The organism is Oscillospiraceae bacterium, assembly GCA_022483045.1.
Classification (GTDB): Bacteria; Bacillota; Clostridia; order Oscillospirales; family Acutalibacteraceae; genus Caproicibacterium.
Map to the genome: position 1 here is coordinate 296,494 of JAKVOA010000001.1, position 23,841 is coordinate 320,334.

The 23,841-nt window shown below is 51.7% G+C and carries 21 protein-coding genes, 1 tRNA gene, 1 other RNA gene and 1 riboswitch; of the genes, 18 read left to right on the forward strand and 5 right to left on the reverse strand.

The genetic code is table 11. The annotated features are described in order from the left end of the window. Nucleotides 1-66: 66 nt before the first annotated feature. Together LKE53_01445 and LKE53_01450 are read right to left on the reverse strand one after the other, a co-directional pair. Complete coding sequence (locus tag LKE53_01445; protein ID MCH3971430.1) at nt 67-936, reverse strand: AraC family transcriptional regulator; 870 nt, start codon at nt 934-936, stop codon at nt 67-69. Nucleotides 937-1,114: 178 nt separating this feature from the next. Then, nucleotides 1,115-1,206, reverse strand: a tRNA-Ser gene (locus LKE53_01450). 137 nt (nt 1,207-1,343) lie between these two features. On the opposite strand from LKE53_01450, the gene LKE53_01455 reads away from it, so the two are divergent. Next, the gene (locus LKE53_01455; protein MCH3971431.1) at nt 1,344-2,585 is read left to right on the forward strand and encodes an ATP-binding protein; all 1,242 of its coding nucleotides are present in this window, start codon (nt 1,344-1,346) and stop codon (nt 2,583-2,585) included. 46 nt (nt 2,586-2,631) lie between these two features. Then, nucleotides 2,632-3,855 (forward strand): peptidoglycan-binding protein, encoded by a 1,224-nt coding sequence (locus LKE53_01460; protein ID MCH3971432.1) that lies wholly within the window; start codon nt 2,632-2,634, stop codon nt 3,853-3,855. A 139-nt stretch (nt 3,856-3,994) separates the two neighbouring features. Here LKE53_01460 and LKE53_01465 read toward each other — a convergent pair whose 3' ends face one another. The 3 genes from LKE53_01465 to LKE53_01475 all read right to left on the reverse strand — a co-directional run bounded on the left by LKE53_01465 (nt 3,995) and on the right by LKE53_01475 (nt 5,545). Next, nucleotides 3,995-4,879, reverse strand: a complete 885-nt coding sequence (locus LKE53_01465) for a DegV family protein (GenBank protein ID MCH3971433.1) — start codon at nt 4,877-4,879, stop codon at nt 3,995-3,997. A gap of 145 nt (nt 4,880-5,024) precedes the next feature. Further along, a non-coding RNA gene (gene ssrS / locus LKE53_01470) (6S RNA) lies at nt 5,025-5,217 on the reverse strand. Nucleotides 5,218-5,224: 7 nt separating this feature from the next. Then, complete coding sequence (locus LKE53_01475; GenBank protein ID MCH3971434.1) at nt 5,225-5,545, reverse strand: DUF1292 domain-containing protein; 321 nt, start codon at nt 5,543-5,545, stop codon at nt 5,225-5,227. Between the two features lie 1,383 nt (nt 5,546-6,928). On the opposite strand from LKE53_01475, the gene trxB reads away from it, so the two are divergent. The 16 genes from trxB (at nt 6,929) to LKE53_01555 (ending at nt 23,838) form a co-directional block, all read left to right on the forward strand. Beyond that, on the forward strand, nt 6,929-7,855 hold the full coding sequence (trxB, locus tag LKE53_01480; protein ID MCH3971435.1) for a thioredoxin-disulfide reductase: 927 nt from the start codon (nt 6,929-6,931) through the stop codon (nt 7,853-7,855). A 178-nt stretch (nt 7,856-8,033) separates the two neighbouring features. Continuing rightward, complete coding sequence (locus tag LKE53_01485) at nt 8,034-9,230, forward strand: NADP-dependent malic enzyme (protein ID MCH3971436.1); 1,197 nt, start codon at nt 8,034-8,036, stop codon at nt 9,228-9,230. Nucleotides 9,231-9,689: 459 nt separating this feature from the next. Continuing rightward, on the forward strand, nt 9,690-10,775 hold the full coding sequence (gene serC, locus LKE53_01490; protein ID MCH3971437.1) for a 3-phosphoserine/phosphohydroxythreonine transaminase: 1,086 nt from the start codon (nt 9,690-9,692) through the stop codon (nt 10,773-10,775). A 23-nt stretch (nt 10,776-10,798) separates the two neighbouring features. Continuing rightward, nucleotides 10,799-11,956: a 3-phosphoglycerate dehydrogenase family protein gene (locus LKE53_01495; protein ID MCH3971438.1), complete on the forward strand. Its 1,158-nt coding sequence runs from the start codon at nt 10,799-10,801 to the stop codon at nt 11,954-11,956. A gap of 160 nt (nt 11,957-12,116) precedes the next feature. Beyond that, complete coding sequence (locus LKE53_01500) at nt 12,117-13,391, forward strand: dihydroorotase (protein MCH3971439.1); 1,275 nt, start codon at nt 12,117-12,119, stop codon at nt 13,389-13,391. Between the two features lie 41 nt (nt 13,392-13,432). After that, nucleotides 13,433-14,356 carry an orotidine-5'-phosphate decarboxylase gene (gene pyrF, locus LKE53_01505; protein ID MCH3971440.1) on the forward strand — a complete coding sequence of 308 codons (924 nt, stop codon included), beginning with the start codon at nt 13,433-13,435 and terminating at the stop codon, nt 14,354-14,356. Next, a complete protein-coding gene (locus tag LKE53_01510) occupies nt 14,353-15,111 on the forward strand; it encodes a dihydroorotate dehydrogenase electron transfer subunit (GenBank protein MCH3971441.1) in 759 nt (252 codons plus the stop codon). Before pyrF ends, LKE53_01510 begins: the two co-directional genes overlap by 4 nt. A gap of 11 nt (nt 15,112-15,122) precedes the next feature. Beyond that, nucleotides 15,123-16,034: a dihydroorotate dehydrogenase gene (locus LKE53_01515; protein MCH3971442.1), complete on the forward strand. Its 912-nt coding sequence runs from the start codon at nt 15,123-15,125 to the stop codon at nt 16,032-16,034. Further along, entirely contained in the window at nt 16,028-16,699 is a 672-nt protein-coding gene (locus tag LKE53_01520; GenBank protein ID MCH3971443.1) for a histidine phosphatase family protein, read from the forward strand. Before LKE53_01515 ends, LKE53_01520 begins: the two co-directional genes overlap by 7 nt. Then, entirely contained in the window at nt 16,696-17,136 is a 441-nt protein-coding gene (gene ruvX / locus LKE53_01525) for a Holliday junction resolvase RuvX (GenBank protein MCH3971444.1), read from the forward strand. Before LKE53_01520 ends, ruvX begins: the two co-directional genes overlap by 4 nt. An 85-nt stretch (nt 17,137-17,221) precedes the next feature. Further along, nucleotides 17,222-18,073 carry a pyridoxamine kinase gene (locus LKE53_01530; GenBank protein MCH3971445.1) on the forward strand — a complete coding sequence of 284 codons (852 nt, stop codon included), beginning with the start codon at nt 17,222-17,224 and terminating at the stop codon, nt 18,071-18,073. A gap of 155 nt (nt 18,074-18,228) precedes the next feature. Further along, nucleotides 18,229-19,992, forward strand: a complete 1,764-nt coding sequence (locus tag LKE53_01535) for an FtsW/RodA/SpoVE family cell cycle protein (GenBank protein MCH3971446.1) — start codon at nt 18,229-18,231, stop codon at nt 19,990-19,992. Nucleotide 19,993: 1 nt separating this feature from the next. After that, nucleotides 19,994-21,385, forward strand: a complete 1,392-nt coding sequence (locus tag LKE53_01540; GenBank protein MCH3971447.1) for a penicillin-binding protein — start codon at nt 19,994-19,996, stop codon at nt 21,383-21,385. An 85-nt stretch (nt 21,386-21,470) separates the two neighbouring features. Beyond that, nucleotides 21,471-21,582, forward strand: a riboswitch (TPP riboswitch). Nucleotides 21,583-21,679: 97 nt separating this feature from the next. Then, complete coding sequence (locus LKE53_01545; protein MCH3971448.1) at nt 21,680-21,982, forward strand: thiamine-binding protein; 303 nt, start codon at nt 21,680-21,682, stop codon at nt 21,980-21,982. Continuing rightward, the gene (locus LKE53_01550) at nt 21,954-22,736 is read left to right on the forward strand and encodes an ABC transporter permease (GenBank protein MCH3971449.1); all 783 of its coding nucleotides are present in this window, start codon (nt 21,954-21,956) and stop codon (nt 22,734-22,736) included. Before LKE53_01545 ends, LKE53_01550 begins: the two co-directional genes overlap by 29 nt. A 46-nt stretch (nt 22,737-22,782) precedes the next feature. Further along, on the forward strand, nt 22,783-23,838 hold the full coding sequence (locus LKE53_01555) for an ABC transporter substrate-binding protein (GenBank protein ID MCH3971450.1): 1,056 nt from the start codon (nt 22,783-22,785) through the stop codon (nt 23,836-23,838). Nucleotides 23,839-23,841: the final 3 nt, after the last annotated feature.

Here is a 23,841-nt window from a genome sequence, read left to right on the forward strand (position 1 = left end):
AGCTCTGGGCAGGTCTGAATCCTTCTGCGGCGTATGCAAGTGTAAATCCATTCTTTCGGATTATCCTCATAACGTAGGTTGCTTCTTTTTAATGGGAATCCAAATCTCGCTGTCATACTTTTCATCTTGAGTCCCTTTTTCATAATCGTTTGGGTTGGAATAATATTCGAAATTATATCCTCCGTCAATTTCATAATCTGTGCAATTCGGCAGCCATTCAGAGAATATCTTTGTGTTGACTTTCTGTAATACTTTTGGCAGAGGGCCGACGCATGGAAAGACTGCCCATGTATGCTTTGGAATTTCAAAAATCTTAAACTTTTCGGGTAAACGTTTTTCCGCATTGTAATCATCTGCAATCAAGTATTCAAATTCTTGACTTTTTTCGTCTTTTTCAATGCACACACCATACATACCGCAGATGTATTTTCCGTTGTCAGATTGAGAATGCTCCGTCCAAAATGCGGGGATATCCTTATACGAGGTTTCACCATTGAATATTTTTGATACGCCGATTACCTTAAAAGCTTCTTTTTCAACAATTTTGTAATCCATAATATAACCGCCTTCCAATAAAAATTTGAGTTTTAGCGGTGCAAATGTTTTAATCGTTTTACCGCCTTTTCTCACCGCAGTAGGCGTAGCACCATGGAATCGAGTGAATGCTTTTGTAAAGCTATCCGGAGAATCATATCCATACTTCATGGCAATACTAATGATTTTTTCATTTGTTGTAAGCAAGTCCTTTCCCGCATTGGCTAATCTGCGGTTGCGAATATACTCTCCAACAGTGAATCCACAAAGCAAGCTGAAGGCTTTTTGAAAATAAAACGGTGATATAAATGCTTTTGCAGCTATATCTTCTACTTTTAATTCCTTTTCCAAATTGTCTTCAATATACTGGATAGCTTTGCTTATACTTTCAATCCAGTTCATGAAACCAACTTCCTCTCTGCATTTTTATTATAGCGCTTCCGTATTATTTGCTCCCGACAGTTTGTGTTTAAATGTGTCTATAAAGGTTATACAAATAATCTGCACTTTGAATCCAAAAGAGACAGCGGAATTTATAAAAAATCCACCGCGGCTTTGTATCAAAGCTGCGGTGGATTTTTGGCGGAGGATCAGGGATTCGAACCCTGGCGGCGCTATACACGCCCTACGAGATTTCGAGTCACGCCTCTTCGACCACTTGAGTAACCCTCCGTATTCTATTTTTGCAGAACATATCTATTCTATAAAAAAAGGAACAGATTGTCAAGAGGAAAAGTACTGGTGAAAACTTGACGATTTCGGACGATTTAGGTACAATGATAAAAATGAGGAAGTGAGGGACTTACAATATGAATCTGATGAGACGGGCGGCGGAAGAAATGGCTTCGCTCTCAATTTATCGTGGCATTTTAAACAGGACCGTGCCAGCGGCCTTTTACCGGCTGCTTTGGGCTGACACCCGCGAAAGTTTTCTGCGCGCGTGGGGCGATTTCTTTGCGGTGCTGTGTGAGCGCGACAGCAGCGAAAGCTTTGCAAATCACTTAACCAGTACCGCACTGTATGATGAAAACGGCTTTTCGCTGGCTGCCGCAGGGGGCCAGACACAATTTGCCCCGTCCATGATGGACGCAGTCCGGCGCGATTTACAGATTATTCTGCGCCTTGCAGAGCTGACACCAGACGACCTTTTGGCTGACTGCAGCTTTGAAGATCTGCCGCCGCTGCCCCGCTGGAAGTGCGGCAAGCCTATGCCGCAGCTTTCTGGTACGCCGTCAGAGTATCTTCCGCGCATGGCTGAGTATTACCGCAAAAATGGCTGCGGCATGTACGCGCGCTACCGCGCATTTATTTGGCGCGATAAAAAGATTTTGCCGGTTGCTCACCCGGACCCGCAGCGCATGGAGGACTTGAAAGGCTATGAAGTGCAGCGCGGCCAGGCCATTGATAATACAGTCGCATTTCTGCGCAATCTGCCGGCAAATAACTGCCTGCTCTATGGAGACCGCGGTACCGGAAAATCTTCTACTGTAAAGGCACTGCTTAATGCTTTTTATACAGAAGGTCTGCGCGTGATTGAAATGCCGAAAGAGTACCTGATGGATTTCCCGTATCTGGTTGATCAGATTGCAGCCATTCCCATGCACTTTATTATTTTTATCGATGACCTGTCGTTTTCCAGCCAGGACGGCACATATGCGGCGCTCAAGTCGGTGCTGCAGGGTGGTCTTGCTGCCAAGCCGGAAAATTCGCTGATTTATGCGACATCAAACCGCCGGCATTTGCTGCGCGAAAACTTTGCAGACCGCGAAGGCGACGACGTGCACCGCAACGACACAATACAGGAATCACTGTCTCTGTCAGACCGCTTTGGCCTTGCAATCAATTTTATCAACCCGGATAAAGCCCATTTCCTTGATATTATTGCAAAGCTGGCTCATCAGCGGCAGATGGATGCGTATCTGCCGCAGCTGCAGGCCGGTGCCGAGCGCTGGGCAACCATGCATGGCGGCCGTTCACCGCGGGTTGCACAGCAGTATATCCGCGCCGCAGAAGCAAAAGTGCATCTGCAGCAGCCATTGGAGGACCTGTGAAATTCAGCGGACCAGTGCGGCCCGCTTAGTTGGAAGGAGAGCAATTTTGAAGATATCCAAACGAATAACGGCTGCGCTGCTCAGTGCGGCCATGGTGCTGGGCGCTTTTTCCGGCTGTGGTTTTTCAACAGGCGGCACAGCTTCCACAGCTGCCAACCCGAAAGATTGGCCCGCCACGGTCAACGGTGTTACCCTGAGTGGGGAGCCTGCCGGTGTGGCAGTCGTTTCGCCGAACCTTGCCGATGTGGTTTTGTCGCTGGGATATGAACTGCAGCTAAAAGGAAAGAGCAAAGACTGCACACAGAGCGCTGTTTCCAGTTTGACGAATGTTTCACTGGACGACCCGCAGCAGATGAAAAAACTTGGTGCTACGGTGGTGCTGACTGACACAAAACCGACCGATACCCAGCAGGATGCGCTGAATAAAGCCGGTGTACAGGCAATTACCATTCCTGCGGCGACTAGTCGTACCAATCTGCAGACTTTGTACACTGCGGTGGGCACAGCGATAAAGGGCAAAGAAACCGGTGCTCAGTGCGGAGAAAAAGCCGCTAAAAGCGCTTTGCTGACGATTGATTCTGTTACGCGGCTGATTCCAAAATCGCAGACAGTGACGACCGGCGTTTATCTCTATGATGTGGCAGGCAATGCGGCGACCGGCGACACAATGGCCGGCACCTTGCTGACTGCTGCGGGTATTACAAATGTTGCCGCCGGCAGCAAAGGCGGAAAAATGGCGGTCGCCAACCTAAAGACAGCCAACCCATCGCTGATTTTCTGCCCAAAGGGCCTGCGCAATACGCTGCAGAAAACAGACGGCTACAAAGACCTGACGGCGGTGCAGAACAACAAAGTCTATGAGATGGACCCGCTGCTGATGAAAACGCAGGGAGAGAACATGCTTTCTGCAGTTACATACATGGCCGGTGTTGCGTATCCGGCTCTGTTAAAGACGACTTCTGCAGCTGCCAGTTCTTCTTCCGGCAGCAGCGCTGCAAGCGGCGCAGTCATTCCCAACAGCACCATTCCTGCCGGTACGACATTGCAGCAGGGGGATCAGAACGACAACGTCAAGGCAATGCAGAACCGCCTGAAAGAACTGGGCTATCTATTTGTCAATGCAACAGGCTTGTACGGCGACGGAACAGTACAGAGCGTAAAAGATTTTCAGACCTATAATCAGCTGGACACGACCGGCGTTGCTGATGAAAAGACGCTGACAAAGCTCTTTTCAAAGGACGCGGCATCCAATCCGGACAGCAACGGATAAATAAACAGACAAAATTCCGCAGGCACCTTGCAGGTGTGTCTGCGGAATTTTTATGCGCTGAAATAAAAAACCGCCGCTGAAAAGACAGGCGGCGGTACCGTATAAAATTCTAAATATAAAATATATAAGAATACAGAGATTACTCACGATCTTTTGCAATATAGAAAATTGCCATTGCGTCCGGCCCAGTGTGGGCGCCGATAACCGGCCCCAGGGTGTTGACGTAAATGTGAGATGGCTTAAAGCGATCGTGCACCGCTTTTTCCACTGCCTTTGCATCGGCAGGGCAGTCGGCATGTACAATAAAGACCGTCTGCAGAGAAGTATCTTTGGTAAACCGCGTCTCCATTTTCCCCAGAAGGTTTTGAATTGCGTTGCGGCGGCCGCGGGCTTTTTCGCGCACAATCAGTTTCCCTTCGCGGTTGATCTGCAAAATCGGCTTAATACCCAGCATAGAGCCGACCAGTGCCGCTGCGGTGCTTACCCGCCCGCCACGTTTCAGGTGGTTGAGGTCATCTACCAAAAACCAGCCGGAAACACACATGCGGTACAGCTCTGTCCATGCTTTCAGTTCATGCAGGTTCAGGTCTTCCTGCTGCTGCTTGCAGCAGGCCAGGTATACGAGAAGCCCCTCGCCAAGGGTAGCCGTCAGGCTGTCTACACCCTCTATGCAGCGCTGGGGATATTCTTTGCGCAAAATGTTCATTGCCTCGCAGGCACGCTGCCAGGTACCGGAAAGCCCGCTGGAAAATCCGATGTACAAAACATCTTTTCCCGCCTCAAGATAGGGACGAAAAGCGTCTGCAAAGTCAGCTGCCGTAATCTGAGAAGTAGTAACCCATTTTCCGGCACGCAGGGCGTCGTAAAATGTATGTGCGGGGTATTCACGGTTGTCCGGGTATTGGCGGTACTCTCTGCCGTCCATCACAAACGGCATAGGGATAATGGCCAGATGCAGTTTTTCCACCAGATCAGCAGGTAGGTCACAGGTTGCATCAGTAATAATTTGATAAGAACAGTCCATAAAAGCGGACAGCCTCCTTCCGCAGGGTACAGCACCATAAAAGAATACGCTCTATTTTAGCACAAAAAAAGGTGGCTGTCTACCAAACAGGACGAAAAAAGGCTGCCGCAGACGCAACCGCGCCCACAGCAGCCTATCTTGTTTCAAAAAGCCCGCCTGGCCGTAAAGTGCAGAAATAACCTGCCTACGAAAGACAGGTGGGTGCCCACCCAACGGTTTCATACTCCCATCGTCCGACCGTAAGGCCGGGAGGTCTGCATTCTGCCGCCGGAGTAAAGCTCCCGATTAAAAAGTGTAGGGTTATTCAATGCACGGGTCCGCGAACCAGGCAGGAAGCCATTTTTTTTATTTGTCGCTGTCGTCATCAAAAGCTTCCCCTTCGTCAGGGTAAAGCTCGGCAAAATGTGCCTCAAACTGCTTTGCTAAGCCGCTCAGCAGGTTGTCGTCTTCCACTTCAGCAAGTTCCTGCTCTCCGTTTTCATCAATGCTCTGGAAGATATAATAGGTACCCTCGTCGTTTACCTTGTCTTCCGGGTCATCAAAGGTTGGCAGCAGAGCATAAAAAGTACCGTTGTCGTTATCGATGACATCTAAAACTTCAAACTCATGTTCCTGGCCTTCTTCATCGACCAGCGTGAGCAAATCAGGACCGTATTCTTCGCTCATTACAGCGTTGCCTCCACTCGACCGGGAAATACCCGGCAGATTTTTCATTTTTACGGGCTCTCATTTTTTGAAAGCGCGGCTTGCAACAGCGCTTTTTACATTCCTTATTGTACACAGCTGAAGGTAGGAAGTCAAGGCACAATTTTTTGTGTGCAGAAAAAGAAATCTCAAAAAGTGCACACAATGTTCATAGTTTTTTAATAATAAAATTTAAAAAAGTATTGACATTGTACACAAGGACAGGTATAATACAGATAGAAACAAAGAAGCAGATAAACAAAAGCCCGGCACCCAGCCGCAGGAGGGAACCCAAAAAGGTTCTTGAAAAAGCGGGTGCAGCAGTTGGGAAAGGTTACCTGCTGAATTGTTGTAAAACTCTTAGCTAGTATAGCGATAGAAAGGAGCGAGTCCCATGGGCGAAGAACCGATCGGCAGTTTAGCAGTGCAGCTTGTGTGGCTGCGCTGCAAATAAACTGACATTGTGTTCCGAAAGGAACCAAAGCCGCGTGTCTTTGCAGCGGCGGCTGCTTTATCTTTTGCAGCAGATGAAAGCCGGAGAGCCGAGAGGTCGGCAAACGACAAAGTAGACGTGCAGAAGATTCGGCAGCAGATAGAGCGGATCTTGTTTGGGCAGCAAAGCGAACCATTGAGGAAATCAGGAGCAGGCATCGGGATGTATTGCCGGCGGTCTGAGAAGTAATCGTGGCACAGCATGCTAGCCGTAGATACCGCAAAGCGGAGGGAATGTAGTCCAATGGACAGTGTTCGTTCTTCCTAGCCAAAAAGAAGAGTAACTGGGTAAAGGAGCTTGACGGAACAGAAAGGATTTGAGTCCCAAATACAGGATGCAGAACCTTATCTTTCTGAAAGGATGGATACTCGTTACGAATCAGGCAAAAAGAATGAGTACTTCAGCGTGATCTGGAATTGGCGGTCCCCAGTATTAGCCTGACTTATCAGGCAGCCCCGCGGGGCATTTGAGTAGGGATGTTACCAATGAAGCAGTAGAAAACACCTGGAGAACTCGAAAACACGGAACATCCGGGTGAAACCAATGCAGTAACTTCCATATGTCGTAAGAGCAGCTGTTCAAACGATTGGAAATAAGTGGTTCCGGTTGGCTGTCTAGCCGCCGGGGCCACTTTTTTGTCTGCTTTTTTAGGTCTGCCTCTGTTTTAGGAGACAGGCCTTTTTTCTGTATAGGCCGTTTCTCTGCAAATTTTGTAAGATACCACGGACTTGCAAAGGCTGCCTTTTCGCCCTGAAAATCTGTTTTCTTTTGCTTTAGAGTGAAAACTTACTTTTATTTTATGCGCCAATGTTTAAAATATGTTATGATGTAAAAAATATAAAATGAAAATTTAGGGAGTTGGAGGCAGCTTTATGCAGGATGTCATCATTATCGGCGGGGGTCCGGCCGGCTACACAGCGGCTATGTACTGTGCGCGTGCGGCACTGTCCGTTACGCTGTTGGAAACATTTGCGCCGGGCGGCCAGATGGGGACGACGGAAACCTTGGAAAATTATCCTGGATTTCCTCAGGGCGTCGGTGGCTTTGAGCTGGCACAGTCTATGAAGCAGCAGGCGGAAAATTTTGGTGCCGTGACAAAACTGGAAAGCGTTGAGTCTGCAGAACTGAGCAGTGCTGCGGAAAAGATTGTGCACTGCACAAGCGGCAGCATTTATAAAGCACCAGTGGTCATTGTGGCGAGTGGCGGTTCCCCGCGGGAGCTTGGCCTGCCAAACGAGCGTGCTCTGCGCGGAAAGGGCGTTTCGTACTGCGCTACTTGTGACGGAATGTTCTTCCGCGGTAAAGAGGTCGTTGTAGTCGGCGGCGGCGACACTGCAGCGGCAGATGCAGTTTATCTTGCCCGCATTTGCAAAAAAGTTACAGTGATTCACCGGCGCGACACCCTGCGCGCGTCACGTGCCTATTTGGAGCCGCTAAAAAAAGCGGAAAATATTGATTTCCTGTGGGACAGTGTGGTTACAGAAATTGTGGGCGCACCGGTCAGCGGAGTAAAAACTGCCAACAAAAAGACCGGTGAAGTTTCCAGTGTGCCGTGCAAGGGAGTCTTTGTTGCGGTGGGAAATCTGCCGAATACTGCATTTTTAAAGGGACAGATTTCCTTGACTAACGGCGGCTACGTTGATGCCGGAGAAGATACCTGCACCAATGTGCCCGGCGTCTTTGCGGCGGGCGATGTGCGCCGCAAGCCGCTGCGGCAAGTAGTTACGGCGGTTTCTGACGGAGCAGTCGCGGCGCATATGGCAGAGGACTACCTGATGAAGCTTTCAAGCAAATCTTAAACAAATATGGCCTTTTTAAAGCTTCCCTGCCGCTTTTACGGCGGGGAATTTGTCTTTTTTGTACAGACACCGTTGCAACAGATACATTCCTGTGGTAAATTATATTTATACGCAGATTCCTGTATATTCATTCATTTACATATTGTATAAAAATCATATATAGTACAAGGAGGATACAATGGACGTAAAAGAAGAATCCATGCGGATGCACAAACAGTGGGCAGGAAAATTAGAGGTGCACTCGCGGGTGCCAGTGAAAAACAGCCGTGATTTGTCTCTTGCCTACACGCCCGGTGTCGCACAGCCGTGCCTTGCCATCCAAAAAGACCCGTCACTCAGCTATACGCTGACCCGTCGCTGGAACACCGTTGCAGTCATTACAGACGGCACCGCGATTCTGGGCCTTGGCGATATCGGCCCCGAAGCGGGTATGCCGGTTATGGAGGGCAAGTGTGTTCTCTTTAAAGAATTTGCAGATATTGATGCGGTTCCGCTCTGCTTAAAGACAAAAGATGTGGATGAATTGGTGCGTACAGTTTACCTGCTTTCCGGTTCTTTTGGCGGTATCAATTTGGAGGACATTTCCGCGCCACGCTGTTTTGAGGTGGAGCGCCGGCTGAAAGAATTGTGCGATATTCCGGTCTTTCACGATGACCAGCACGGAACAGCCATTATTGTGGGTGCCGCGCTGATGAATGCTCTGAAAGTGACCGGCAGAAACATCGAGACGGTGCACTGCGTGATCAACGGCGCCGGCAGCGCGGGCATTGCCATTGGCAAACACTTGATGCGCCTCGGACTGAAAAACCTGGTTCTGTGCGACCGTTTCGGCATTCTGTGTGAGGGAATGCAGGGGTTAAACCCCGCACATGAAGAAATGAGCCGCTTGACCAACCGGGAGCACAGACAGGGTGCCTTGGCAGATGCACTGCAGGGCGCGGATGTCTTTATCGGTGTTTCGGCGCCGGGTGTGCTTACGGCGGAAATGATTCACGGCATGGCGAAAGACCCCATTGTATTTCCTATGGCAAACCCTGTACCGGAAATCATGCCGGAAGAAGCGCTCGCCGCGGGTGCGGCGGTAGTAGGCACCGGCCGCTCGGACTTCCCGAATCAGATCAACAACGTCCTGGCGTTTCCGGGCATTTTCCGCGGCGCACTGGATGTGCGTGCAAGCGATATTAATGACGCCATGAAATTGGCGGCTTCCTATGCTTTGGCCGGCATTTTGACAGACAAGGAACTTTCTGTACAGTGCATTCTGCCCAAGGCTTTTGACCCGCGGGTCGTGCCTGCTGTGGCAGAAGCAGTGGCAAAGGCTGCTTGTGACAGCGGCGTTGCCCGCTGCCCGCAGGGGCCGGCAGGAAAAAAGTAAAAGCCGGAATGTATTCTTTATAAGGCATTGTGCACCACGTTTATTTACAGAAATTTTGCAGCGACGCGGAAAAAGATGCCATACGGCTGCTTTCGTGTCAAAAACAGGAGCGAGCGCATACCTATAAGAACAGCTGCCTGCAAAGTCTTTCTGTATTGCATTTTATCTTTTCAATGCACAAAAACAGAAAAAAACGAAAAACGATTGATTTTTTCGGCTGTAAAAATCAGCGGGGCCTGAGTTTTCAAATATTTGGAGAGTGTGGGCAATACTTTAAAAACAACTGCATCAGTGCCGCAAAATGCCCTCTGCAGGCGGGCAAAAACTTATTGTTTATGACTTTATCTTGACTTTACTGTTTTAAAGCAATATAATTCAAATAATATATTTTAAAATATATGTTAATAAAGAGCGGCACCGGCTGGCGCTGCCCTGCCAAAAAAATGGAGGTTCAGTCGTATGAAACGTGTGTACAACTTTTCTGCAGGCCCTTCTATGCTGCCGGAAGAAGTCCTTCGCCGTGCTGCAAATGAAATGCTCGATTATCATGGCAGCGGCCAGTCTGTCATGGAAATGTCTCACCGCTCCAACCTGTTCCAGGGCATTATCGACCGTGCAGAATCCCTTTTGCGCACAGTCATGAAGATCCCCGACAACTACAAAGTGCTGTTTTTGCAGGGCGGCGCCTCCAGTCAGTTTGCCATGGTACCGTTTAACCTGATGAATGGGTCACACAAAGCGGACTATGTGCTGACAGGGCAGTGGGCAACCAAGTCGTGGAAAGAAGCTTCCCGCTACGGTGAAACAAAAGTCATTGCCAGCAGCAAAGATAAAACTTTTACTTATATTCCAAAGCTTGACCCCGCTACTTTCACCCCGGATGCAGATTACTTTTATATCTGCATGAACAACACCATCTACGGTACGGTGTACCACGAGCTGCCACAGACCGGCAAAGTGCCGCTGGTTGCGGATATTTCTTCTTGCATTTGCAGCGAGCCGCTGGATATCAGCAAATTTGGTCTGGTGTTTGCCGGCGCACAGAAGAACCTGGCTCCGGCCGGCCTTACGGTCGTTATCGTACGCGATGACCTGGTGGGCCACGCACAGGAAATGACCCCAACGATGATGAATTACCAGACCCATGCTGACCATGGCAGCATGTTTAACACGCCGCCGTGCTGGACCATTTACATCTGCATGCTGGTGCTGGACTGGATTCAAAACACCGTGGGCGGCTTGGAAGAAATGGGCAAACGCAATCATAAAAAAGCAAAGCTTCTGTATGATTTTCTGGACAGCAGCCGTATGTTCCACGGCACTGTCGTACCGGAAGACCGCTCTTTAATGAATGTTCCGTTTGTCACGGACAGCGATGTCCTCAATAAAAAATTTGTACAGGAAGCCGCGGACAGCGATATGGTCAACCTGAAAGGTCACCGTACCGTTGGCGGTATGCGCGCTTCTATTTATAATGCGATGCCCTATGAAGGCGTTGAAAAACTGGTAGAGTTTATGGAGAACTTTGAGAAAGAAAACGGCTGATACAGCAGGAGGCGGAGTTTCCAATGTATAAAGTTCAGTACCTGAATAAAATTTCCCCGGCGGGCACTGCGCGCTTTGGCAAAGATTATCAGGTTGGCGACAGTGTCACCGACCCTGATGCAATTATGGTGCGCTCTGCTTCTATGCTGGAAGCAGAGCTGCCCAAAAAGCTTTTGGCCATTGCCCGTGCGGGTGCCGGCGTCAACAATATTCCGCTGGACAGATGCAGCGAGCAGGGTGTTGTTGTTTTCAATACCCCCGGCGCTAATGCCAACGCGGTAAAAGAGCTGGTGCTCTGCGGTTTGCTGCTGACTTCCCGCAAAGTGGTTTCCGGTATTGAGTGGTGCAAAACCCTTACCGGCGACAATATTCCAAAGCAGATTGAAAAAGGCAAAAGCCAGTTTTCCGGTCCTGAAATTTATGGTAAAAAGCTGGGCGTTATCGGCCTGGGTGCCATTGGCGTATTGGTTGCCAATGCGGCGAAAAGCCTTGGCATGGATGTATACGGCTATGACCCGTTTTTGTCGGTCGATGCGGCGTGGGGGCTTTCCCGCTCGATTCAGCATGCCCGTTCTCTGGACACTATTTGGGAAAACTGCGATTACATCACCATTCATGTTCCGCAGACCCCCGACACCAAGGGCATGATCGGCGAAGATGCGCTTTCAAAAGTAAAAGACGGCGTGCGTGTGCTCAACTTTGCGCGTGGCGGTTTGGTAGATACCGCGGCAATGCTCAAAGCAGTGGAAAGCGGCAAAGTAGCGGCTTATGCCACCGATTTCCCCGCACCGGAAATGATCGGCAAAAAGAATATTATCACAGTGCCGCATCTGGGTGCTTCTACTCCAGAAAGCGAAGACAACTGTGCCCGCATGGCAGCCAATGAACTCAAAGAATACCTGGAAAACGGTAATATCCGCAACAGCGTCAATATGCCGGCGGTCTATATGCCGCGCGACGGCGGCGAGCGCATCTGCATTCTGCACCGCAATGTGCCAAACACCATTGGCCACTTTGCAAACAAGGTCGCCAGTATGGGCCTGAATATTGAGAATATGCAGTCGAAGTCCCGCAAAAATTACGCTTATACCATTTTGGACGTAACAGGAAAAATCACGCCGAAGATGACTGAAGAGCTGGAAAGCCTGGAAGAAGTCATTCGCGCGCGTGCAATTCTTTAAGAAGAGCTGCTAATCTAAGAACAAATTGCAAAAGTTCAGTGGACCGCCGCACAGGGCCAACCCCCCTTTGCAGCGGTCCGCTTTTCTTTCTGGAAAAGGGTCTGTCTATTTTTTGCAAAATATTGTATAATACAAAACAGAAACATAAGGAGGACCTGCCATGAAGATCTTGCTGAAAAATGCCAGTCTGGCGGACCCCGAGCGCCCATCTCCCCAGACAGGCGACCTGCTGCTGGCAAATGGGTGTATTGTGGCCTCTGGCGGACACATTACGGTGACAGATGCTGAAGAGATAGACTGCAGCGGCCTAGTGGCTGCGCCGGGTCTGGTAGATATCCATGTTCACCTGCGCGACCCGGGCTTTACCGAAAAAGAAGACGTGATTACCGGCTGCCGCGCAGCGGCGGCCGGCGGTGTAACGACTCTGCTGTGCATGCCAAACACCAGACCCGCGATTGACGAGCCTGACACCGTTGCGTATATCCAGGAAAAAGCCCGCCATGCGGATGCCCGGGTGTGTGTTGCGGGCGCGCTGACTACTGGCCTAAAAGGGAAAACGCGCACCAATCTGCAGGCACTGCTTTCTGCCGGGGTTCGTGCCCTTTCCGATGACGGCCGCCCAGTCGAGAATACACACCTGATGGCAGAGGCTATGAAAGAGGCTGCCACACTTGGTTTGCCCATTGTTTCGCACTGCGAGGTGCCCGGCATTACAGCGGGCGGCGTCATGAATGAAGGGGCCGTCAGCCGTGAGCTGGATGTGCCCGGCGCGCCTGCAGCAGCGGAGGAATGCGGTATTATGCGGGAACTGACTCTTGCGGAAATGCTGGATGTTCCAATTCATATCTGCCATGTCAGCAGCAAAAACAGTGTTGCGATGATTCGTGCCTGCAAAAAGCGCGGCGTAAAAGTTACCTGTGAAACGGCGCCGCATTATTTTGCCCTGACAGAGGAAGCTCTGCGCAGCAAAGACGCTGACCTGCGCATGAGCCCACCGCTGCGTACCGAAGAGGACCGCCGCGCAGTAATTCAAGGCCTGCAGGACGGCACAATCGATATTATTGCAACAGACCACGCACCGCATACCCCTGCCGAAAAAGAGAATTTTTTAACGGCGCCCAACGGTGTGGTCGGCATGGAAACCAGCCTTGCGGCGGGCATTACGTATTTGGTAGATCCGGGGTACCTTACTCTGAATCAGCTACTTTACAAAATGAGTGCTGCACCTGCAAAACTGCTGGGTCTGCCATACGGCGGGCTGCTTTCCGGCTCGGTTGCAGATATTGTGCTGTTTGACCCGAAAGAGCATTGGAAAGTGGACCCCGAAGCCCTGCACGGCAAGAGCAGAAATGCTGTTTTCAAGGGCATGACTCTGTGCGGCCGGGTCAAGCGCACATACTGTGGCGGCCGTTTGGTTTATCAGGACAAGGCATAAAAAATTTCTGCATTTTCAGCTGTATATAAAAGGAGAAATCTATGGACAGACTTATCGAAGCAATCCGCGCAAAGCAAAACCCCACTGTCGCCGGGCTGGACCCAAAACTTTCTTATCTGCCGCAGTACCTTTTAAAAGATGCGTACAGCCGCTGCGGCGAAACACTGGAGGGTGCCGCAGAGGCAATTCTGCAGTTTAATAAGGGCCTGGTCGATGCGCTGGCACCTATTGTGCCGGCGGTCAAGCCACAGTGCGCTTATTATGAGCAATACGGCTGGCAGGGCATGCGTACCTTGGAAGCGACGATTCGCTATGCACAGAAAAAGGGCTTGTATGTTATTTTGGACGGCAAGCGAAACGACATTGGTACGACAATGCAGGCCTATGCGAATGCGCACCTTGGCACAGCCGCTGTGGCGGGAAAGGAACTGCCTGCCTTTGCGGCGGATGCCCTTACAGTCAATCCGTATCTGGGTGCCGACGGCATTGCGCCGCTGCTGCCCGTTTGCGAAAAGCAGGATGCTTCTGTTTTTGTACTGGTTAAAACCAGTAATCCATCTTCTGGTGAACTGCAGGACCGCCCCTTTGCCGACGGCAGGACCCTGTATGCCACGGTGGGTTCTTTGTGTGAAAGCTGGGGAGAAAAGGCCCGCGGCAGCTACGGCTACAGCCGGGTGGGCGCGGTGGTGGGCGCAACTTACCCCGCACAGCTTGGAGAACTGCGCAAAGCGCTGCCACACACCTTTTTCCTTGTGCCCGGCTATGGCGCGCAGGGCGGCGGCGCAAAAGACGTGGCGCCTGCTTTTGACAAGCGCGGTCTTGGCGCCGTTGTCAATGCCTCCCGCAGTATTATGACCGCCTGGCAGAAAACCGGTGCGGAAGAGCACAGCTTTGCTGAGGCGGCCGCACAGGAAGCTCTGAAAATGCGCGACGCAATCGTCTCGGCAATCGGAGGTATCCAATGAAATACGATACGGAAGTATGCCGAATTTTAGAGCGCCGGCAGCTGACACCGGATACGTTTCGCTTGCGGGTATCTGCACCGAAACTTGCGCCGATGGCGAAACCGGGGCAGTTTGCACAGGTGCTTGTGCCCGGCATGGCGCTGCGCCGGCCGATTTCTATTTGCAAAATAGAGCCGGAGGCGCTGTGCTTTGTGGTGCAGGTGCGTGGTGAGGGGACCCGCCGGCTTTCCCTTTTGCAGCCGCAAGACCAGGTGGATCTGCTGGCGCCGCTGGGAAATGGCTTTCCGCTGGCAGGAGACAGTGGCAGGCATGCAGTATTTGTCGGCGGCGGCATTGGGGTGCCGCCGCTGCTGGGCGCAGCGGCAGCCTTTTCCGGCAGATGCAGCGCAGTTTTGGGTTTTCGCAGTGCCAGTGCTGTTATCTTAACAGACGAATTTGCCCATGCAGGCTGTCAGGTGCAGGTTGCAACCGATGATGGCAGCTTTGGCGTACATGGCCTTGTTACTGATATTCTGAAAACAATATCCTTTGATGTCTGCTATGCTTGCGGCCCACTGCCTATGCTGCGCGCAGTGGCAGCGCTGTGCAGAGAGCGCAAGACCCCCTGCTGGATTTCCATGGAACAGCGCATGGCGTGCGGCATTGGTGCGTGCCTAGGCTGTGCGGTGGAGCTTTGCCGCGCAGACGGCAGCCATTATTATGGCCATGTGTGTAAAGACGGGCCTGTCTTTTCGGCAGACCAAGTTGTACTGTAGGGGGCAGGAAAATGGCAGATATGCAAGTAAAAATTGCCGGAGTTCCATTTGCAAACCCACTGATCGGGGCAAGCGGCACAGTCGGCTTTGGCCGGGAATATGCGGAGTTTTACCCACTTTCCCGTTTGGGCGGCATTTCCTGCAAGGGCATTACGCTGCAGGAGCGTCCCGGAAATCCGCCGCCGCGCATTGCGGAAACACCGGCCGGTATGCTCAATTCGGTAGGACTGCAAAATCCGGGCGTCGAACATTTTGTAGCGGAGGACCTGCCATGGCTTAAACAGCAGGGCACCGTTGTCATTGCAAATATTGCCGGCAGTACGCCGGAAGACTACTGTGCCATGGCCGAGCGGCTAAACAGCACAGCGGTGGATATGGTTGAGCTCAACATTTCCTGCCCGAATGTCAAACAGGGCGGGGTGCAGTTTGGTGTGACCTGCCAGGGTGTCGAGAGCATTACAGCAAAAGTCAGGAAGCACTGCACAAAGCCGCTGATGGTCAAGCTTTCGCCGAATGTTGCCGATATCGCCGAAAATGCGGCCGCAGCAGAGGCGGCCGGTGCGGATGCTGTGTCGCTCATCAACACGCTGACGGGCATGCGCATTGATATCCATACCCGCCGGCCAATTTTAAAAAACAACACGGGCGGGCTGAGCGGCCCGGCGGTATTCCCGGTGGCGGTGCGCATGGTATGGCAGGCTGCCCAGCGGGTCAAAATACCGGTCGTGGGTTTGGGCGGAATTTCCTCTTGGCAGGACGCAGTCGAAATGATGCTGGCGGGCGCTTCGGCGTTTCAGGTAGGCACCGCATTCTTTACGGACCCTTATGCGCCGGTAAAGATTTTGAAAGGTCTTGAGAAGTATTTGAATACCAATCATATAAAATCTGCTGCAAAATTGACAGGGGGCGTGCGCCCGTGGTAGACCTTTATTTGGTGCGCCACTGTGCGGCCCGCGGCAATGTGGACGGCGTTTATCAGGGACGCGGCGACAGCGATATTACCGACCTAGGCCGCAGGCAGCTGGAGGCGGTCGCGGTGCGGCTGCGCAATGTGCCGTTCCACGCAATTTACACCAGCCCCTTGAAACGTGCCCGCGCAACGGCAGAGGCAATCAATCAGTACCATCATGTGCCGCTGTATGCGGACAACAGCCTGCTCGAAATCGATGTCGGCCAAATGGAAGGCTTAAAGTGGAGCGAGCTGCCCAAGCGCTTCCCCAAAGAGGCCGACGCCTGGCAGAGACACCTGGCCGATTTTAAAGCGCCGGGCGGCGAGAGCACTCTGCATGTACAGCAGCGCATTTGGAGCGGCATTGAAAAAATCGTAAAGAAAGAGAATCAGCCGAATCAAACGGTCAAGGTCTGTGTGACAACCCACGGTTGTGCACTGCGCTGCTTTTTCTGCAAGGCGCTGGGGTGGCCGCTTTCACGTATCGATGAAGTGCCGCTGTGCGACAATACTGCCATTTCAGAGGTCACTTTTGCCGAGAACGGCAAAGTCAATGTGCTGCGCATCGGCGATGCCGCACATCTGGACCAAAGCATGTCGGTTTTAAAAAACATGGGCTGGGGGTTAAAAAAAGCGTGAAAATTCTCGGCGTAGATTTGGGCCATGCCCGCACCGGCCTTGCCCTGAGCGACGAAAGCGGTTTTTTGGCGTCGCCAATCGGAGTAGAGACTTCTTATAATTGGGAAAAACTGCTGCCATGTCTGGTGCAGAAAGTGAAAGAAACCGGTGCCGGCCGGGTAGTGGTTGGCCTGCCGCGCAATATGGACGGCAGCGAGGGAGAAAGCGCCCAAAATGCCCGCGCATTTGCTGAAAGTCTGCAGTCGGCCTGCGGGGTGCCAGTGGTTTTGTGGGACGAGCGCGGAACAACAGTGACAGCCCACGGCTACTTAAATGAGAGCAATGTCCGCGGCAAAAAGCGCAAGGCTGTGGTAGATGCAGTTGCAGCTACGATTATTCTGCAGGGATATCTGGACCATCTGCGCCAGACAGCCCCGAAGCCCGCCGAAAAACTGTGAAGTGCTTTTTTCTGCGACAGGTTTCCCCTTGACCCGTACGCTGCGGTATGTTACCATTTTCTGTAAAACGGTTTGAGGTGAGAAAATGATTTCCAAGCAAAAACGAGTGGCTGCTATCCATGACCTTTCCGGTTTTGGCAAGTGCTCGCTCAGTGTGATTCTGCCGGTGCTCAGCTGCATGGGGCATGAGGTCTGCTGCCTGCCGACAGCGGTGCTTTCCTCACACACGGGCGGGCTGCCAGATGTGACCATACGTGACCTGACCCCAGAAATGCGCGGCTCTCTGCGGCAGTGGCAGGAGCTGGGCATTCCTTTCGACAGTATTTACACAGGCTTTTTAGGCAGTGCAGAGCAGATTGAAATCGTGCAGGAATTTCTGCAGATTTTCCGCAGAAAAAATACGCTGGTTATGGTAGACCCTGCTATGGCCGACGATGGAAAACTTTACGATACATATACAAAAGAGATGGCTGCCGGCACCGCCAAACTGTGCACAGAGGCAGATGTCGTGGTGCCAAACCGGACCGAGACCGCCATGTTGCTGCAGGAACCATATGAAGAGGGCCCCTGCACCCGTGCGGGGGTTTCAGAGGCGCTGCACAGCCTGACCCAGATGGGCCCGCGGGTCGCTGTTATGACCGGCGTTTGGTTTTCACCGGAGCTGATCGGTGCGGCAGGCTACGACCGTGCCACCGGTGAGCTGAGCTATGCGTTCAGTCCGCACATTGAGGGCAGCTACCAGGGCACAGGGGATCTGTTTGCGGCGGTGCTGCTGGGTGCGCTGCTGCAGGAAAAGCGGCTGCGTGATGCGCTGCAGCTGGCGGTCGACTTTACTGCGGGCGCAGTCCGCCGCACCCGCGAGGCTGGCACCGACCCGCTGTGGGGGGTCCACTTCGAGCAGGGCCTGCCCCGTCTAATGCAAAATCTTGGCCTGTAAAGCAGGGCTGGCCTGCCGCTTTTCCTTTACAAACTCAGTAAAAAAGGGTATACTACTTTATTAACAGCAGAGAAAAATCAAGGAGCCGCCGCTTCTTGATTTTTTGCTGTTTCTGCCTTTTCTGAAATAACTGAAAATTATGAGGAGGTGAGCATGTGTCGGACATTTCGGCGCTGCTTTCCGTACTAAAGCCGGTCTTTTTTGTCCTGCGCGGCGTGGCGGCCGTATTGATGGTTTTTCTGGCCATTGGCTGCTACACGTCCCTGCGGGCCGGCCGCCGGCGTGAAGAACCGGTTGTCTTTCTGGAAAACCAAAAAAATCGAAAGAATATCCCGGTGCTTTATTGGGAAAACAGCCTTGGCCGCAGCCCCAGCTGCGATATTGTGCTGCCCGACAGCGCGGTCAGCCGTGACCACGCGGTGCTTATGCGGCGGGAAAGCGGCTGGCTTTTAACCGACACGGGCTCTAAAAGCGGAACCTACTTAAATGGACAGAAAATCAAGGGAAGCACGAAAGTAATTCCCGGCGACCTAATCGGCATTGGCCGCACAAATCTGATTTTCCGCCGCGTGACAGATGCCAATGTGCCATCGCCGCGTCAGCGCCGCCGCCGTACCCCGCACCCGGCAGGTCTGCTGGCACTGGGGACTGTTGTACAGCTTTTGTGTTTTGTACAGGCCTTTTTTGCGGACAACCAGTTTTCCATGCTGCCGCTTTTGCCTCTGGTTGCGGTGCTGATGACAGAGTGGATTTACTATTCTATATCCCGTCATGTGCTTGGCCGCATTAATTTTGAGTTGGAAACGCTTGCCTTTACGCTGTGCGGTATCAGCACGGCGCTGCTGTGTGGTACCCGCGAAAAATTGACAAAGACCCAGACAGCACCCACTGCCTTTACACTGTTTCACCGCACAATGGATGCCGCCTATACGCAAGTGCTGATGATGATTGCGGGTGTTGTACTGTTTTCATTCTTAATCTGGTTTATGAAAGACTTGGACCGCGTAAACCGCTGGCGTATACCGATTGCAATGGTGGGGCTGCTGCTTTTGGCGGCACCGCTGGTGATTGGCCGCAGCGTAAACGGATCTAAAAACTGGATTTATCTGGCGGGCTTTTCGCTGCAGCCGAGTGAATTTGTAAAGCTCTGCTTCATCTTTTCGGGTGCCGCTACCCTGGACCGTCTGCAGACTAAGAGAAACCTCATTGGCTTTATTGGCCTTTTGGTATGCGTCATGGGTATCTTGATTTTGGAAAAGGACATCGGCGGCGCGGCGGTCTTTTTTGCAACATTTCTGATTATCGCCTTTATGCGCTCCGGGTCCATCCGTACAGTGGTACTCAGCATTGCAGCCGCAGGCGTGGGCGCACTGACGGTGGTGGGCATGTTCAGTCATGTCAAAGAACGCTTTGCCGTGTGGCACCATATCTGGGAGCCGGCCTTTCTGTATGACAAGGGCCTGCAGCAGACCCGTGTGCTTACGTACTCTGCCAGCGGCGGGCTGTTTGGTGTTGGTATCGGCAACGGCGGCCTTGGCGGTGGCCTTGGGCCGCTCAAGGGCTACACAACCATTGCCGCAAACACCAGCGACTTGGTTTTTGGTATGCTGAATGAAGAACTTGGCCTTTTAATGTCGGTTGTCATTGTTGGCGTGATTGCGCTGTTCATCCTCTTTGCCCGTAGCGATGCGACCCGTTCGCGCTCCACCTTCTATTCCATTACAGCTTGTGCTGCCGCGGGCATGATGCTCTTTCAGGCATGCCTCAATGTCTTTGGCAGCACAGATGTTATTCCGCTCACCGGCGTGACACTTCCCTTTGTCAGCGCCGGCGGCAGCAGCATGATGGCCGTGTGGGGTGCCTTGGCATTTATCAAGTCCAGTGACGAGCGCACCTATGCAGTTAGGAGGCGAAGATAACATGAAAACAACCGGCAAGCGGTCTTTGTTTCTGTTTTTCTTTTTAATTCTCTTTATATCCGGCATGTGCTATTTTCTGTATGAGTACACGACGCAGGGCAGCAAATGGGCCATGCAGCCGTATAACGCTCATCTGCAGGGAACCTCTTCTGTGGCAAACGGCACGGTCTCTGACCGCAACGGCGTTTCTCTGCTGACAACGAAAAATGGTCAGCGCACCTATGCGGACAACACAACCCTGCGCAAAGCCACACTGCACCTAGTGGGCGATTCTGCCGGCAATATTTCTACTGGCGTGCAGAACGCTTTTAAAACACAGTTGACCGGCTACAATATCGTGACCGGTTTGGCAGACGTGCATCCCTCCAAGACGGGGGGCACCATTTCCCTCACGGTGGACAGCCGCCTGAATAAATTAGCATACGAAGAATTAGCCGGCCGCAAGGGTGCCGCGGTCCTCACCAACTGGAAAACCGGCGAAATCCTCTGTATGGTCAGTACGCCGACTTTTGACCCGGCAAATCCGCCAAGTGACCTCAAAACCAACGAGAGTGCCTACAGTGGCGTGTATGTCAACAAGGTGCTTTCCGGTCAGCTGACCCCCGGCTCGATCTTTAAGATTGTAACAGCCGCCGCGGCCATACAGAATATTTCAGACCTCGACAGTCGTACATTTACTTGTAACGGCTCTATTAAGGTCGATGGGACAGACATTACCTGCACCAACCGCGAGCAGCACGGCACACAGAATTTTCAGCACGCATTTGCCAATTCCTGTAATGTCACGTTTGCAACCCTTGCTATGGAAATGGGCAAAGACAAAATGACAGCCGCCGCCAATGCGCTGGGGGTCAACTCCAGTTTTACGGTAGATACGCTGACTGCTGCAAAGGGCAGCTATGATGTTAGCAAGGCCAGTACCAATCAGCTGGGCTGGTCCGGCGCGGGGCAGTATACCGATCAGGTAAGCCCCGGCTATATGGTGCGGCTTTTGGGCGCGATTGCCAACGGCGGCTCGCCGCAGGAGCTTCGCGTTATCAAGAGCGTGAGCGGTGACCTGACCAATGCCAATGAGTTTGGCAATGTGAAAACAGGGAGCCAGCTGATGGACTCGGAAACAGCCGGCAGACTGAAAAACTATATGCGCGGCAATGTTAAAATTTCTTACGGCGATGATTTCTTCAGCGGAATCAGCAATGTCTGCGCAAAGACCGGCACCGCCGAACTCGGCAGCGGCCGCGGAAACAACGGCTGGATGGTTGCTTTTTCGGAAGATGAAAGCACACCGTATGCTGCTGCAGTCGTGGTAGAGCGCACGGATTCTTTCGGCATCAATTCTGCCGGCCCGATTCTGCGGGACCTGCTGGCCTCTGCCGCAAAGTATAAAGAGTGAATTTTCTTTTGCCTCTTTTAGGGCTTTTCGGCGGCGCTCTGCAGCATTTGACAAAAAGCTTTCGCTATAGTACAATGTAGCTGTAAAAATGGAAATGGGGAGCTTGGCCTTACGGGGCCCGGCTGAGACGGGAGAAATCCCGAACCCTCTTTTGCCTGATCCGGATAATACCGGCGGAGGTAACAATAAGCAAAATTGATTTTGAGATTCTGCCGCCTGTGCCTTTCCGGTACAGGCGGTTTTGTTTTTTATTTCGGTATACAATACAAAGAATAAAGAAAAGGAGATTGTAAAATGGAAGAATTTCCCGCAAGTGTTGCGATTCAGGTTCTGCCGCATGTCGATACAGATGAAGAGGTTGTCCGTATTGTCGATGAAGTGATTGCTTATATCAAAAGCACCGGTGTCAATTATTATGTTGGTCCCTTTGAAACAACTTTGGAGGGTGACTATGAAGAACTGATGGAAATTGTGAAGCAGTGCCAGTATATCGCCATTAAGGCCGGCTGCCCACAAGTCGCTTCCTATGTAAAGATCAGTTACAAACCGCAGGGAGGGGTACTGACCATTGCGCAGAAAGTTACAAAGTATCACTGATAAACTTTCGCCGTTTTTCTTAATTGTCATTATCCTTTTGGTTTGGCAGGGCTTGGTTTCCTTCAGCATTGTGCCGAATTTTATGCTGCCCAGCCCGGTACAAGTCGTACAGGCTTTTATCGATGACTTTCCCTCGCTGATGTCAAATGCGGCTACTTCGCTGCAGGAAACCTTTTACGGAATGCTCATTGCAGTCGTTTTGGCGTTTCTTTCCGCGTTTTTAATGGACCGTTTTCGTCTGGTGAAAAAAAGCCTGTACCCGATTTTGATTTTAACCCAGACCATACCGACCGTGGCGATTGCGCCGCTTTTGGTGCTGTGGCTTGGCTATGACATGACACCAAAAATTGTACTGGTGGTTATTTCTTGCTACTTTCCCATTGCGGTCGGGCTGTTGAATGGCTTTTGCAGCGCTGACCCGGATGTGATTAACCTGATGCGCACCATGGGCAGCACCCGCTGGCAGATTTTCTGCCATGTAAAAATTCCGAGTTCGCTCAACAATTTCTTTTCGGGATTGCGCATCAGTGTTTCCTATTCGGTCATTGGGGCAGTTGTAGCTGAGTGGCTGGGCGGCAATTCCGGTTTAGGTGTTTATATGACCCGCGTGCGCAAAAGCTATGCCTATGACCGCATGTTTGCGGTTATTCTGTTGGTATCGGTCATCAGTTTGGTGCTGATGAAGCTGGTCGATGTGGTACAGCGGCTGTGTATGCCGTGGGAGCGCAGCCGCCGAGAAGCGGAGGCTGCTTAGTGTACTGCATTTTTACAAATTGATGGAGAAAAAGGAGTTCTTTCTTATGAAAAAGATTGGTCAGTCCCTGACAGCAGGCCTTTTGGCGGCCGCGATGGCCGTCTCTATGACCGCCTGCGCCGGTGGAGCTTCGTCTGCGGCAAGTGGTGCTACCGGTACGGCTTCTGGTGCATCGTCACAGGCTTCTGGTAAGCTGGAAAAGGTAAAATTTGTACTGGACTATACCCCGAATACCGACCACACCGGCATTTATGTTGCGCAGGCGCTAGGCTATTTTAAAGAGCAAGGCCTTGAGGTCGAAATTGAGCAGCCGCCGGAGTCCGGTACGGCTGCATTGGTTGGTTCTGGCAATGCACAGTTTGGCGTGGGTTTTCAGGATACAGATATGGCGTCAGCCTTGACCTCTGCAACACCGCTGCCAATCACCGCGGTTGCGACAATCATTCAGCACAATACTTCTGGTATTGCTTCGGTCAAGAGCAAAAACATTACCCGCCCCAAAGACATGACCAACCACTCTTATGCTACATGGGACACCCCTGTGGAAAAAGGCATGGTCAAGTATGTTGTCAACAAAGACGGCGGCGACTTTTCTAAGGTGAAGTTGGTGCCCTCAGGCGACAATTCCATCGTACAGATTCAGTCTAATGCGGATACCGCGTGGATTTATTACGGCTGGGACGGCATTGCCGGTGAAGTGCAGGGTGTAAAACTGAACTTCCTGCCATTTAAAGATATTGACCCTGTATTTGATTACTACACGCCGGTGATTATTGCCAACAACAGTTTCTTGAAAAAAGAGCCAGAAACGGCCAAAAAGTTTTTGGCCGCCTGCAAAAAAGGATATGAGTATGCAGTCGATAAACCAGACGCCGCTGCAAAGCTTTTGATTCAGCAGGTGCCGGATTTGAAGAGCAGCGAAAAGCTGGTCACCAAGAGCCAGGAGTGGCTGAAAGATAAGTACAAAGCCGAAGTAAACCAGTGGGGTTATATCAATCCTTCCCGCTGGAATGCGTACTATAAATGGCTTTACCAAAACAAGCTGATCAGCAAAGAAATTCCTGCAGGCACCGGCTTTTCTGATGATTACCTGAGCAAGTGAGGA